This window comes from Demequina sp. NBRC 110052 (assembly GCF_002090075.1).
GTDB lineage: Bacteria > Actinomycetota > Actinomycetes > Actinomycetales > Demequinaceae > Demequina.
In genome coordinates this window covers 396574-409852 of sequence record NZ_BBRI01000002.1, presented here as the reverse complement: position 1 = coordinate 409852, position 13279 = coordinate 396574, and the positions used below count along the sequence as shown (strand labels likewise).

Annotated in this window: 15 protein-coding genes; 7 read left to right on the top strand and 8 right to left on the bottom strand. The window is 69.5% G+C overall.

Annotation, left to right across the window (positions count from 1 at the left end; all coding sequences use genetic code 11):
- Positions 1–2: 2 nt before the first annotated feature.
- Positions 3–818 carry an SDR family oxidoreductase gene (locus B7K21_RS01925; protein ID WP_234989135.1) on the top strand — a complete coding sequence of 272 codons (816 nt, stop codon included), beginning with the start codon at positions 3–5 and terminating at the stop codon, positions 816–818.
- Between the two features lie 21 nt (positions 819–839).
- Here B7K21_RS01925 and B7K21_RS01920 read toward each other — a convergent pair whose 3' ends face one another.
- A complete protein-coding gene (locus B7K21_RS01920) occupies positions 840–1724 on the bottom strand; it encodes a formate/nitrite transporter family protein (protein WP_084074759.1) in 885 nt (294 codons plus the stop codon).
- Between the two features lie 67 nt (positions 1725–1791).
- The gene (locus B7K21_RS01915; protein WP_084073319.1) at positions 1792–2514 is read right to left on the bottom strand and encodes a GTP pyrophosphokinase family protein; all 723 of its coding nucleotides are present in this window, start codon (positions 2512–2514) and stop codon (positions 1792–1794) included.
- 494 nt (positions 2515–3008) lie between these two features.
- Between B7K21_RS01915 and B7K21_RS01910 the strand changes: the two genes are divergently transcribed.
- Positions 3009–3941: an LCP family protein gene (locus B7K21_RS01910; RefSeq protein WP_234989134.1), complete on the top strand. Its 933-nt coding sequence runs from the start codon at positions 3009–3011 to the stop codon at positions 3939–3941.
- A complete protein-coding gene (locus B7K21_RS01905; protein WP_084073317.1) occupies positions 3938–4474 on the top strand; it encodes a GNAT family N-acetyltransferase in 537 nt (178 codons plus the stop codon). Before B7K21_RS01910 ends, B7K21_RS01905 begins: the two co-directional genes overlap by 4 nt.
- 16 nt (positions 4475–4490) lie before the next feature.
- On the opposite strand, the gene B7K21_RS01900 is transcribed toward B7K21_RS01905, so the two are convergent.
- Positions 4491–5390, bottom strand: coding sequence for an oxygenase MpaB family protein (locus B7K21_RS01900; RefSeq protein WP_084073316.1), 900 nt, complete (start codon positions 5388–5390; stop codon positions 4491–4493).
- Positions 5391–5420: 30 nt separating this feature from the next.
- A complete protein-coding gene (locus B7K21_RS01895) occupies positions 5421–6014 on the bottom strand; it encodes a GNAT family N-acetyltransferase (protein WP_084073314.1) in 594 nt (197 codons plus the stop codon).
- A gap of 381 nt (positions 6015–6395) precedes the next feature.
- On the opposite strand from B7K21_RS01895, the gene B7K21_RS12795 reads away from it, so the two are divergent.
- Positions 6396–6821 carry a PadR family transcriptional regulator gene (locus tag B7K21_RS12795; protein WP_234989133.1) on the top strand — a complete coding sequence of 142 codons (426 nt, stop codon included), beginning with the start codon at positions 6396–6398 and terminating at the stop codon, positions 6819–6821.
- An 86-nt stretch (positions 6822–6907) separates the two neighbouring features.
- On the opposite strand, the gene ppgK is transcribed toward B7K21_RS12795, so the two are convergent.
- Positions 6908–7735: a polyphosphate--glucose phosphotransferase gene (gene ppgK, locus B7K21_RS01885; protein WP_084073310.1), complete on the bottom strand. Its 828-nt coding sequence runs from the start codon at positions 7733–7735 to the stop codon at positions 6908–6910.
- Positions 7732–8613: a type I methionyl aminopeptidase gene (gene map / locus B7K21_RS01880; protein WP_084073308.1), complete on the bottom strand. Its 882-nt coding sequence runs from the start codon at positions 8611–8613 to the stop codon at positions 7732–7734. The genes ppgK and map overlap by 4 nt, the downstream gene beginning before the upstream one ends.
- A 31-nt stretch (positions 8614–8644) precedes the next feature.
- Between map and B7K21_RS01875 the strand changes: the two genes are divergently transcribed.
- Positions 8645–8848 (top strand): hypothetical protein, encoded by a 204-nt coding sequence (locus B7K21_RS01875; protein WP_084073307.1) that lies wholly within the window; start codon positions 8645–8647, stop codon positions 8846–8848.
- Between the two features lie 71 nt (positions 8849–8919).
- Positions 8920–9372, top strand: coding sequence for a hypothetical protein (locus B7K21_RS01870; RefSeq protein ID WP_144016018.1), 453 nt, complete (start codon positions 8920–8922; stop codon positions 9370–9372).
- On the opposite strand, the gene panB is transcribed toward B7K21_RS01870, so the two are convergent.
- Both panB and B7K21_RS01860 read right to left on the bottom strand, forming a co-directional pair.
- Positions 9369–10172 carry a 3-methyl-2-oxobutanoate hydroxymethyltransferase gene (gene panB / locus B7K21_RS01865; RefSeq protein WP_084073304.1) on the bottom strand — a complete coding sequence of 268 codons (804 nt, stop codon included), beginning with the start codon at positions 10170–10172 and terminating at the stop codon, positions 9369–9371. The genes B7K21_RS01870 and panB overlap by 4 nt on opposite strands.
- A 55-nt stretch (positions 10173–10227) precedes the next feature.
- Positions 10228–11868: an NAD+ synthase gene (locus tag B7K21_RS01860; RefSeq protein WP_084073301.1), complete on the bottom strand. Its 1641-nt coding sequence runs from the start codon at positions 11866–11868 to the stop codon at positions 10228–10230.
- 73 nt (positions 11869–11941) lie between these two features.
- Here B7K21_RS01860 and B7K21_RS01855 point away from each other — a divergent pair, with 73 nt between their 5' ends.
- Entirely contained in the window at positions 11942–13276 is a 1335-nt protein-coding gene (locus tag B7K21_RS01855; protein ID WP_084073299.1) for a glutamine synthetase family protein, read from the top strand.
- The last annotated feature ends 3 nt before the right edge of the window (positions 13277–13279 follow it).

The following is a 13279-nucleotide window of genomic DNA, read 5'->3' as shown; positions in this document are numbered from 1 at the left end:
CGATGCGTGGCGTGAGCATGGCGGGCGCGAGGGTGCTCATCACGGGCGCAGGTTCTGGCATCGGGCGGCTCATGGCACTCGAGGCGGCGTACCGGGGAGCGTCGCTCGTGCTGTGGGACCTCGATGCTGCGAGCGCCACCGCCGTCGCCGATGAGATCCGGGACCGCGGAGGGAGTGCCGCCGCGCGAGGCGTGGATGTCACCGACCGCGCGGCGGTGAGCGAGGCGGCTGCCGAGACGCCGGACGTGGACGTGGTGATCAACAACGCGGGCGTCGTCACGGGCGCGCGCCTGCTCGAGGCGTCGGAGGAGGCGATCGAGCGCACGCTCCACGTGAACGCGCACGCCCCCTTCTGGGTCACGCGGGCCTTCCTGCCGGGCATGCTGGCGCAGGACAGGGGATCGGTGGTCACCATCGCGTCGGCGGCGGGGCTGATCGGCGTCGCGCGACAGACTGACTACTCGGCATCCAAGTGGGCGGCCGTCGGCTTCACCGAGTCGCTGCGTGCGGAGCTGCGCGCCGACGGCTCGTCGGTCCGCACCCTCGTCGTGTGCCCCTACTACATCGACACCGGCATGTTCGAGGGTGTGCGCACGCGCGTGCCGCTGCTCCTTCCGATCCTTCAGCCGGACAAGGTGGCCCGGTCCGTCCTCACCGCGATCGAGAGAGGCCGAGAGCAACTGGTGATGCCGCCTTTCGCGCGGCTCACCCCTGTGATGCGTGTGCTGCCGGTGCGCGCGTTCGACGCGATGGCGGATCTGCTGGGCATCAACCGATCCATGTCGACCTTCGTGGGGCGTGCGACGCCCGTCGAATGAGCGCCGCCGGCGCGTCGCAGGCTATGCGGACGGTGCGTCGTCGCCGGTACCCGCACCGGCGTCGGGCGTGCCCTGGCGGCGCAAGAACTTCCGGTCGTCGTTCGCGTACGCGTAGTAGTAGCCGATGAGCACCCCGCCGCCCACGAGGTTGCCGAGCAGCACGATCGCCAGGTTGCCGAGCGCGAGCCCGATGTCGATGCCGTGCTGGAAGCCCACGATCATGAACAGCACCGTGTTCGCCACGGAGTGCTCGAAGCCGACGAACGCGAAGATGAATACGCTCATGATCATCGCGAGGGACTTCATGAAGTCGTCCTTGATGAGGCCGTTGTAGACCAGCAGCATCGCGAGGTTGATCATGAAGTTGCACAGCACCGCGCGCAGGAACAGGTCGGACCAGCCCGTGAGGCCCCCCGCGACGTAGTCGAGCTTCACGTCGACACTGTGCTGCATCTGCTCGCCGACCGCGCCGTCCGCGAGGCTCGAGCCGAGCACCATGAGCGCCACGACCAGTCCGCCCAGGATGTTGCCCGCGTAGCACAGCAGCAGGATCCTGCCCGCGCGGCGGCGGGAGATGCGCCGGTAGTACCGCCCGATCGCGACGATCATCATGTTGGACGTCAGCAGCTCGGACTTGGAGTAGTAGATGAACACGAGTGCGAAGCCGAACGCCATGGCACCCACGATGCGGCCGATGTCCATGACGGCGCCGCCACCGATGGTGGTGAACGCGGCGAGGATCGCGTAGTTCGTGAGGTACATGATGCCGATGAGGCCGCCCGCCATCGCGGCGCGCATGAGATAGATGCGGGAGAGGCCGCCGCTCATCTCAGTCTTCGTCTCGAGCGCGTCGAGCACTGTCGAGATGAAGTGCTTGCCGGGGAAGAGGTGGCTCGGGTCGCTCATGGTGCCCACGCTACCGAGGCGCGGGCGGCGCCGCCCAGGACCAGGAGCCCCTGGCGGTGCGCTTGATCTAGACGAGACCTCGGGGAACGTCTCCGAGGATGCCGGCTCCGGCGTCGGGCGCATGACGGTCGCCGTGCACCGAGTCGTGCAGCCGCTCCATCTCGTCGTCCATGTGCGCCGCGGTGGCGGCGGCGTCGCGCAGCTGAGCCTGGAGGCCGTCCGGCACATCCCCGCGGTACTTGTAGAAGATCTTGTGCTCGAGGCTCGCCCAGAAGTCCATGGCGACGGTGCGGAACTGCACCTCGACAGGCACCTCGACCGTCTCGGAGGACATGAAGACGGGGATTCCCACGATCGTGTGCAGCGATCGGTAGCCGTTGAACTTGGGGCTCGCGATGTAGTCCTTGGTCTGGAGCACCCGCACGTCCTCCTGGCTCGTGAGCGCCTCGTGGACGAGTCGCACGTCCGAGGCGAACGAGCACACGACCCTCACGCCGGCGATGTCCGTCACGCTCGCACGGATCCACTCGGCGGTCGCGACGCCGCCCTTGCGGGAGACCTTGTCCACGACGCTCTCGAGGGACTTGAGTCTGCTCGACACGTGGTCGATCGGGTTGTAGTCGTGCAGCAGCTCGAACTCTTCGCGCAGAATCTCGACCTTGGTGGTGATCTCCTGCATCCCGAACTTGTACGGGAGGATCAGCCGCGCGATGTCGTCCCGCGAGGCGAGCCGATGCGGCTGCTCAGGGAGCGTCGAGGGCACGCCCCGAGGTCCGTCGGTCGTCGTCATCGGTCGGTCTCGTGCTCACGCGTCACAGCCACGTCAGGTCAACTCTCGGTCAAGGTCAGGTGTTCCCGCACGCGTGCCCGCAGACGGTCGGCCCCGCCTGCGAGGGGCGCGACGCGCGCGCAGGTACTCTCGGGCGAGTGAGCACTCGAGGCGGCGATTCCGGTCGCGACGACAGGGGCCGTCCAACCGGCGCGAAGAGGCCGATGCCTCCCTCGGTGGCGCCGCGCGGTGCGCGTCCGGCCCAGCCCGGCGCGCCGCGGCGCGATCCTGCAGGTCAGAGTGGGCGCCCGGCGTCGGTGCGGCCCGCGCCCGCTCCTCAGCCGTCGGCGCCGCAGCGCCGCACGACGCGGCCCGCCGCCGCACCGCCGAGGTCTGGCAGCAATGAGCCACGGCGGGCTCCCGAGCGTTCCCGCGGTCGCACCGCCCCTCGGCCCGCGACCGTCGAGCCCGTCGCGTCGCCGAGGCCCGCTCGTTCGCGGCGCCGGCGCCGGCCAGTGCTGCGCACGTTGGGCGTCCTCGCGCTGACTCTCGTCGTGGGACTCGTGATCGGCGCGCTGGTGCTCCTCAACTGGGTCAACGCCCGCATCACGCACGTGGATGCGCTCAGCGGAGCCGGCAACACCGAGGGCATGACGTACCTCATCGTCGGTTCCGACTCGCGCGACGGCTGGTCCGACGACGGCACCGAGGGCGCACGCACCGACACGATCATGCTGCTGCACCAGCCCGTGGAGGGCCCGGTCGCGCTCATCAGCATCCCGCGCGACTCGTATGTCGACATCCCCGGGCATGACGCGAGCAAGATCAACGCCGCGTTCGCGTGGGGCGGTGCGCCGCTGCTCGTGGAGACGGTCGAGGGCCTCACGGGTCTCACGGTGGATCACTACGTGGAGATCGGTTTCGGAGGCGTCGTCGAGATCGTGGACGCGGTCGGAGGCGTCGAGCTGTGCCTCGACTACGATGTCGCGGACGCACGCAGCGAGCTGTACTGGACCGCAGGATGCCACGACTCGGACGGGGCGACGGCCCTCGCCTTCGCGCGCATGCGGTACGCCGACCCCGATGGCGACATCGGGCGCACCGCTCGTCAGCAGCAGGTCGTGTCGGCAGTGGCGGACAAGGTCCTCGAGCCTGGCGTCGTGTTCAACCCGTTCAAGGCCATTCCTCTCATGGAAGCGGGGCTGGGAGCGGTCGCCGTCGATCAGGAGGCCGACGCGCTCGACCTCGCACGATTCGCCCTCGCCTTCAACGCGGCGCGCGGAGGCGAGGCGGTGCACGGCACTCCGCCTCTTGCGAGCCTCGACCACCGCGTGAACGGCTCGTCGACAGTCCTTCTCGATCCCGACGAGATCGATCAGTTCTGGGAGGACATCGCCGACGGTGCGTATGCGCCCGGCACCGAGGTCGGCGGGACCGACGGTCTGTGACCATCACGATCCGGCGCATCCGCGCCGACGAGTGGCGCCGTGTCAAGGAGCTCCGGCTCGCAGCGCTGCGCGACCCGCTCGCCCATCTCGCGTTCCTCGAGACCTACGAGGAAGCCTCCGCGTGGCCCGACTCCCGGTGGGAAGAGCGCGCCCGCGCCGCTGCGTCGGGCGGTGCAGCGGCGCAGTTCGTCGCGGAGGCGCCCGACGGGTGGGTGGGCTCCGTCGCGGTGCTCATCTTCCGCACAGGAGACAAGGACTACTACGGGCTGACGCGCACGAGAGACGATGCGGTCCTGGTCGGTGTGTACATCGACCCGGCACACCGTCGTGAGGGCATTCTCGAGTCGCTCATCGCCGCGGCCGCGGAGTGGACGGCAGCGCAGGGACTGGCGGTGCTCCACCTGGACGTGCATCCGGACCACGAACGCGCGGCGCGCGCGTACGAGCGCTGCGGGTTCCGAGACACAGGAGCGCGCATCGACTCGGATGGCGTGTGGGACATCCGCATGGCGCTCGACCTTCCTCGCGTGTAGCGCCCGCGAGGCCGCGTCAGCGAGCGGCGGTCTGCCCGTCGTCGACGGTGCTCGCGCGCTTGTCGGCAGAGCCCATGATCCAGCGGATGCCGTGTGTCGCGAGCGCGCCAGACGCGGGTCCGAACGTGCGCGTCGCCCATCCATCGAGCCGCAGTTCAGCTCGTGCCCAGTCAGGCAGCAGCGCGGCGGCACCTGACGCGAGGAGTGCGTAGGGAGGTCGCACGGGCCAGGGCAGCGGAGGTTCCTTGAGCAGGAAGTGCGCGGTGTCGAGGGCCTCGGGCGTCGCACGCAGTTCGGGGCGATACCGGTCGAAGGCATCGGCGAGCTCGGCGACGGTCGTCGGCACGTCGACGGCGCCGAGCTCTCGCGCGACGCGTCCCGTTTGCGCGACATAGAGGTCGGCCTCTGTCGGTGTGAGGGGACGCTCGCCGTAGCGTTGGTGCGCGGCAAGGAACGACTCCGCCTCCGCGATGTGGACCCAGGTGAGCAGGTGAGGGTCGCCGGCGAAGTAGGGGCGTCCGTCGGGAGCGGTGCCCCGCACCTTCTCGTGGGCGTCTCTGACGACGCTCACCATGCGCTCGGCGTCGCGCTCGGCACCGAACGTGGTGAAGGCGAGGAAGGTCGACGTGCGCGCGAGCCGGCCCCACGGGTCGCCGCGGTACCCGGAGTGTCCGGCGACTCCGGCCATCGCCAGGGGGTGCAGCGACTGCAGCAGGAGCGCGCGCAGGCCGCCCACGAACGTGGTGACGTCGGCGTGCACGCGCCGGATCGGCGTGCCGGGCGGGAACCAGCGCTCGCCAGGGGTGTCGTGTACTCGCGAACGGGCGGCGTCGCCGTCGGGGCCCGCGATCTTGAGGAAGACCGCGTGGCCCGCGCGGCGGCGGAGGCGTGCGACGGGGGACATGGTGCGGCTCATGATGCAGTCGTCAACGTGGATCCGGCGTTGTCACTTCCGAGTCGCGAGGCGCGCGAGCAGCCCGTTGCGGACAGACGGCCACTCGTCCTCGAGGATCGAGAAGACCACGGTGTCGCGGCGCGAGCCGTCAGACAGGATCTGGTGGCTGCGGAGCACGCCGTCTTGCTTCGCACCCAGACGGGCGATGGCCTCGCGGGACTGACGGTTGTGCCAGTGCGTGCGGAACTCTACCGCGATGCACTCGAGCTCTTCGAACGCACGGGTGAGGAGCAGCAGCTTGGCGGCCGGGTTGACGCCCGTGCCCTGGGCCGCCCGACCGAGCCACGTGCTGCCGATCTCGAGCCGTCGGTTCGGCTCGTCGAGGTTCATGAAGGTCGTCATGCCCACGGCGCGCCCGGTGCTGGTCGGCACGATCGCCCAGGGCGCCATGAGCCCCTCGAACTGCAGCGAGAGGCGTCGTTCGATCTCTGCCTCCATGCCGGACGGGGAGGGGATCGAGGTGTACCAGGTGCGCCACAGGTCGCCGTCGCGCACGGCGTCGCTGAGGTCGTCACGGTGCGACGGGGAGAGCGGCTCGAGTCGCACCAGCGGGTGCGTGAGGTCCGGGTTGTCGGCGAAGCTCATGCCTCGAGCCTAGGACCGTCGCCCGCGTCGCACGCGATCGCGGCGCTCGGTCGGGTCCGGCACTGGAGAGACGACATTGACAGTATTACTATCGCGATATATCGTGAAGCAGTCGCGATAGGAGCGACACGAAAGGAGTCCATGATGAGAGATCACGACTGGAACGACACTGCTGACCACGGAGGCCCGCGCGGTCGCCGCCGGCATGGCGGGCCCATGGGTCCCGTGCCCGACGCTGGGGCTGAGGGCTTGGGGGCCGGTCACGGCGGCAAGGATCGCGGCCCGATGGGGCGGCACGGTGGCCCCGGAGGTGGGGGGCGGCACGGCGGACCTGGGCGGGGACGCGGGCGCGGGCCGCACGGAGGACGCCCCCGCGGCGACGTGCGCGCGGCGATCCTGATGCTGCTCGCCGAGCAGCCCAGGCATGGCTACGACCTGATCCGTGCGATCGAGGACCGCAGCGACGGCGCGTGGACGCCCAGCCCTGGATCGATCTATCCGACGCTCCAGGCGCTCGAGGATGAGGGCCTCGTGGTCATGGAGACGGTCGAGGGGCGCAAGACCGCGTCGCTGACCACGGAAGGCGAGGCATGGTGCGACGAGCACGCCGCGGAGCACGAGGCCCTCTTCGATCAGGGCGCCGCCGAGCGCTCCGCCGGGGAGCTCCGCGCCGAGCTCATGGCGCTCAAGGACGCGGCGATCCACGTGGCCCGCGCACCGGGCCCCGAGGATCGGACCGCGCAGGCGGTCGAGATCCTCGCCGACGCACGCAAGCGTCTGTACCGGCTGCTCGCCGACGTCGACTGACGGGACCGTCGAGAGACAGCCCCAGACCGTGCGACCGCGGGCCCGCCGAGAGGCGGCCCCGCGTTCGCGTGCAGTCAGTCGTCCTCTTACGACTTCTTGCCTGACTTCTTCGCGGCCTTCTCGTCGCGCTTCGCCTGTTCCTTGGCGCGCTCCTTCTCGCGCTTGTCCGCCGCGTGCGCCGCAGCGGCCGCGCCCACGATCCCCGCGCCGTTGAGGAGTTCGGCAGGGATGATCGGCGCACGCAACGTGAGCCGGGGCAGGAACATGTGGCTGGACTTGGAGATCCCGCCGCCGACGATGATCAGGTCGGGCCACAGGAGGCGCTCGATCTCGGTGAAGTAGCGCTGCAGGTGGGGGATCCAGCCGTCCCAGTCCAGATCGTGGCGATCGCGCGCAGACTCTGCGGCATAGTCCTCCGCGTCGTGGCCATCGATCTCGAGGTGGCCGAGCTCGAGGTTGGGCACCAGCGTGCCGTCCACGATCATCGCAGTGCCCACGCCGGTGCCCAGCGTCGCGAGGAAGACCGAGCCGTCCCGCTTGTGCGCCGCTCCGTAGAGGAACTCGCCGTAGCCGGCGGCGTCGGCATCGTTGAGGACGTGCACGTCGTGGCCCGCGTAGTCCCGGATGACCTGCCGTAGGTCCGTGCCGATCCACGAGTCGTCCACGTTCGCGGCCGTCTTCACGACGCCGTGCTGGATCACGCCGGGGAAAGCGACGCCGATGGGAGTCTTGCGCGACGGCTCGAACCGCGCGATGCACTTCGCGACCGTCTTGCCGACGGACTCGGGCGTCGCGGGCTGCGGCGTGGGGATCCGGTAGCGGTCCTCGGTGAACTTCCCGGTCTTCAGGTTGACCGGAGCGGCCTTGATGCCGGTGCCGCCGATGTCGACGCCGATCGCGATGTGCTTGCTCATGGGAGTGTCAACACCTCCGGTCCGTCCTCGCCGATGAGGATCGTGTGCTCGAACTGAGCCACCCAGCCACCGTCGTTGGTGACGACCGTCCAGCCGTCGTCCCACTCATGGTTCGCCTCGGAGCCGTCCACGAGCATGGGCTCCACGGTGAACACCATTCCCGGTTCGATCACGTCGTCATGGTGGGGAGCCGCGTCATAGTGCGGGATCACGAGTCCCGTGTGGAAGGCGGGCCCCACGCCGTGGCCGGTGTAACTGCGCACAGACTCGTAGCCGAACCGTGCCGCGTACTTCTCGATCACGCGCCCGATCACGTTGACCTCGCGTCCTGGCATCGCCGCGCGCACGCCGCGCATCATCGCTTCGTGCGCCACCTCGACGAGGCGCGTCGCGGCTTCCGAGCCTTCGCCGGCGATGAACGAGCCGCAGTTGTCGCCGTGCATGCCGTCCTTGTAGGCCGTGATGTCGACCTTCACGATGTCGCCCTCCTGGACCACCGTGGAGTCGGGGATGCCGTGGCAGATGACCTCGTTCACCGACGTGCACAGCGCCTTGGGGAACGGGGGCCGTCCCGCTGCCCCCGGGTAGCCGAGCGTCGAGGGGTACGCGCCGTGGTCGAGCACGAACTCATGCCCGATGCGATCGAGCTCGTCAGTCGTGATGCCGGGGCGCACGTGGCGGCCCACCTCGGCGAGCGCCTGCGCGGCGATGCGCGCGCTCACGCGGATGCGTTCGACGGTCTCTGCGTCGTGGATGTCTCCACCGGTCCACCGCGCGGCGCGCTTGGCGCCCACGTACGGAGGTCGCTGGATGGACTTCGGCACGTCACGCATCGGCGCGACGACACCCTTGACGATGCTCTCGCGTACGGGGCCCATGCCTGGCAGTCTATTCACGGAGGCGATGCCGATGTCCACCGACGGTCCCGAGCAGGTCGAGTACTTCTACAACGTGCGGACGCACATGGTCGAGAAGGGTCGACTCAGCTCATGGGAGGACCTGATGGGCCCTTACGCGACGCGCGAGGAGGCCGAACGCGCGCTCGAGACGGCGCAGAAGCGCAACGACGCGTGGGCCGACGAGGACGCACAGTGGCGCGGAGACGAGGACTGACGATCCGCTCTCTCACGATGCGGCCCGATCCGCCTCTGCGCGTCCGCGGGTTCTGGTGGCGGTGGCTCGGCTTGACCGTCCTCATCATCGGCGTCGCGGATGCCGCCTACCGTCAGCTGAGCGTGGGAATGATAGGACTTGCGGTCGTCACTGGGCTCGGACCAGCGGGCTTCTTCTGGGGCGTTCTGGTGGGGCTGGCAGTCGCGCTCACAGTTCCCGTCCTCGTCCTGTGGGCGGTGAAGGCCGCGCACGGTTGGAGCCGGGCCCGTCACGGCGACTCGGGCGCTGAGGTCTCCAGTGGTCGCGGTGTACAGCGGGCCGTTGCCCTCGTCGCCGCCTGGATCCACGTCCACGCGAGCGTCGTGTTCGCGCTCATCGCGGCGGTGCCCTCGGAGCCAGCGATTCCTATGCGGGTGCGGGTGGTGTTCGCTGTGCTGTCGCTGACGAGTGCCGCCACCGCATGGGTGGCGTTCTACTATGTGCCACCGCGCCGGTGGGACGGCGTGCGCGTCGCGCGGCGCTAGTTCTCGAACGTGTGCTCGGCGGCAGGGAACTCGACGTCCTTGACGGCCTTCACGTAGCCGGCCGCGGCGTCGGTCATCGCGGCACCTACGGCGCCGAACTGACGCGAGAAGCGCGGGTGCCAGTCGCCCACGCCCGCCATGTCCAGCCACACGAGCACCTGGCCGTCCGTGCTGGAGCCGGCGCCGATGCCGATCGTCGGGATATCCAGTGCCTCGGTGACGGCGCGAGCCGCGGGCGCGGCGACCATCTCGAGCACCACCGCGAACGCGCCGGCCTCCTGGAGCGCGAGCGCGTCATCGATGAGGTCCTTGACGCCCTGCTCACCGCGTCCCTGGACGCGGTGGCCGCCGAGCGCGTTCTCGCTCTGCGGCGTGAAGCCCAGGTGGCCGCAGAAGGGGATGCCTGCATCGGTCACGGCCTTGGCCTGTCGAGCAACGCGACGGCCACCCTCGAACTTGACGGCCTGCGCGCCTGAGAGCTTCATCATGCGCACTGACGACTCCACGGCCTGCTCGGGCGAGACCTCGTACGACCCGAACGGCAGGTCCGCGACGACGAAGGCGCGCTCGGCGCCACGCGCGACGGCGCGCGCGAACGGGATCATCTCGTCCAGAGTGACAGGGCCCGTGGACTCGTAGCCGAGGATGTTGTCGGCGAGCGAGTCGCCCACGAGCAGCATGTCCACGCCAGCGGCGTCGAATGCCTTCGCGGTGGGGTAGTCGTAGGCGGTCAGCATGGTGATCTTCTCACCGCGCTGCTTCATCTCCTTGAAGTGGTGGATGCGCACCTTCTTGCTCATGGCTTCACCTTCTCATGCGGGCGGCCATGACGCCGACGCGATGGTCGGCTCGGCGTCAGCGCTCGCGCCACCGAGAGGTGATGGGGAGCCTGCGGTCGCGACCGAACGCGAGTGCGGTCACCTTGGGCCCCGGGGGGTACTGACGGCGCTTCCATTCGGCGCGGTCGACGAGCTGGAGCACCTTGTCCACGACCGCCTCGTCGAAGCCACGTGCGAGCAACTCCTCGCGCCCCTCCGCGTGCTCGACGTACGCGTCGAGCACCTCGTCGAGCAGGTCGTAGGCGGGCAGCGAGTCCTGGTCGGTCTGGCCGGGGCGCAGTTCCGCGCTGGGCGGCTTCTCGATCGAGTTCGCGGGGATGGGCTCGACCTCGCCGCGCTCGCGAGCTCGCGCGTTGCGCCATCGCGCGAGATCCCACACGCGCGTCTTGTCGAGGTCCTTCAGCGGCGCGAAGCCGCCGATGGACCCAGCGTCGTAGATGGTCGCGTAGCCGGTCGCGAGTTCGGACTTGTTGCCTGGCGCGATGACCATGTGGTTCTCGCGGTTGGAGATCGCCATGAGGATCACGCCGCGCACGCGCGCCTGGAGGTTCTCCTCGGCCACCCCGGTGAGGGCGAGCTGAGCCTGGAACGCGTCCACGAGCGGCGCGATGGGCTGCACCCGGTAGTCGGCACCCAGCCGCTTGCACAGGTCGGCGGCGTCGTCCTTCGAATGCTCGGACGAGTACTCCGACGGCATGGAGACGCCAACGACGTTCTCGCCACCGATGGCGTCGGCCGCGATCGCGGCCGTCAGCGCGGAGTCGATACCGCCCGAGACTCCCAGCACGACCGAGCCGAAGCCGTTCTTGACGAGGTAGTCGCGCAGTCCCGTGACCACCGCGCGGTAGGCCTGCTCGTCGTCGGAGGCGAAGTCCACGACGGGGCCCTGCGCCGGGGCGACCCCCGCGTCGGGCAGATCCCACACGAGCAGTGCATCCTCGAAGCCGGTCGCATTGGCGAGCCACGCCCCGTCCGCGCCGACGACGAACGAGTGTCCGTCGAAGACCAGGTCGTCCTGGCCTCCCCACAGGTTCACGTATGCCAGGGGAGCGTCGACCTCGGCAGCGCGACGGCGCGCGAGCTCCGTGCGCACGCGGCCCTTGCCTTCCTCGAACGGCGAGCCGTTGAGCACGAGCAGTGCCTCGACGCCCTCCTCGGCGAGCGAGGCAACCGTTCCTCCGTCCTGCCAGATGTCCTCGCAGATCGCGATGCCGAGCCGGCGCCCCGCGACGTCGATCACGCACGTCTCATCGCCGGAGGCGAAGATGCGGCGCTCGTCGAAGACGCCGTAGTTGGGGAGGTGGTGCTTCGAGTAGCGGGCCACGACGGACCCGCCTCGCAGCACCACCGCGTCGTTCGTGGGAAGGCCCTCCGTGTTGGTCCCGAGCGTGCCGAGCACGACCGTGAGGTCGCCCAGGCCCGCGTCCACGAGATCCGCCGCGATCGCATCCACCGACGCGGCGGCCGCGCGCTGGAAGCTCGCGCGCAGGGCGAGGTCCTCGATCGGGTAGCCGGTGGTGGTCATCTCGGGGAAGACGGCCACGGACGCGCCCGCGTCGGCGGCCGCCCGAGCGCTCGCGATCACGAGCGACGCGTTACCAGGGATGTCGCCGACGCAGGTGTTGATCTGCGCGAGCGCGATGCGGAGCGTGGACATGGGGCCAGACTACGTGGCGGCGGCACCCTCCCAAGGTCACACATTCGTAATGAGGATGAGGCAGGATGGCCCCATGGATAAGCAGCAGGAATATGTGCTCCGCAGCGTCGAGGAGCGCGACATCCGATTCGTGCGCCTGTGGTTCACCGATGTCCTAGGCGTGCTCAAGTCCGTCGCGATCGCGCCGGCCGAGCTCGAGAACGCCTTCAGCGAGGGCATCGGCTTCGACGGCTCCGCGGTCGAGGGCCTGACCCGCGTCGTCGAGTCCGACATGATCGCCAAGCCAGACCCCACGACGTTCCAGATCCTGCCGTGGCGCGGCGAGCGCCAGGGCGCAGCCCGCATGTTCTGCGACGTGTTCACCCCGGATGGAGCGCCCGCGCTGTCCGACCCTCGTCAGGTGCTCAAGCGCACCCTCGACAAGGCGAGCGAGAAGGGCTTCACCTTCTACACGCACCCCGAGATCGAGTTCTACCTGTTCGAGGCGCTCGAGCAGGGCAAGACGCCCGTGCCCGTCGACCAGGCCGGCTACTTCGACAACGTTCCCCGCGGCGCCGCCCACAGCTTCCGCCGCGATGCGATCACCATGCTCGAGTCCATGGGCATCTCGGTCGAGTTCTCGCACCACGAGGCGGGGCCCGGCCAGAACGAGATCGACCTGCGCTACGCGGACGCCCTCACCATGGCGGACAACATCATGACGTTCCGCTCGGTGATCAAGGAGGTCGCGCTCCAGCAGGGCGTGTACGCGAGCTTCATGCCTAAGCCGCTGTTCGACGCGCCGGGCTCCGGCATGCACACGCACGTGAGCCTGTTCGAGGGCGACCGCAATGCCTTCTACGAGGCCGGCGCGGAGAACGACCTCTCGCTCGTCGCCAAGCAGTTCATGGCCGGCCTGCTCAAGCACGCGCCCGAGATCACTCTGATCACGAACCAGTACGTCAACTCGTACAAGCGTCTGTGGGGCGGAGCCGAGGCGCCCAGCTATGTGTGCTGGGGCTCCAACAACCGCTCGGCGCTCGTCCGTGTGCCGGTCCACAAGCCTGGCAAGGGCCAGTCGACCCGCGTCGAGTACCGCTCCCTGGACGCCGCCACCAACCCGTACCTCGCGTTCTCCGTGATGCTCGCCGCTGGCCTCAAGGGCATCGAGGAGGGCTACGAGCTTCCCCCCGGCGCTGAGGACGACGTGTGGGAGCTGTCGGAGACCGAGCGCAAGGCCATGGGCTACGAGCCGCTGCCGCAGTCGCTCAGCGCGGCCATCGTCGCGATGGAGCGCTCCGAGCTGGTGGCCGAGACCCTCGGTGAGCGCGTCTTCGACTTCGTGCTGCGCAACAAGCGTGCCGAGTGGCAGGCGTACCGCGCGCAGGTCACGCCGTACGAGATCGCGACGAACCTGCCGGTCCTCTGACCG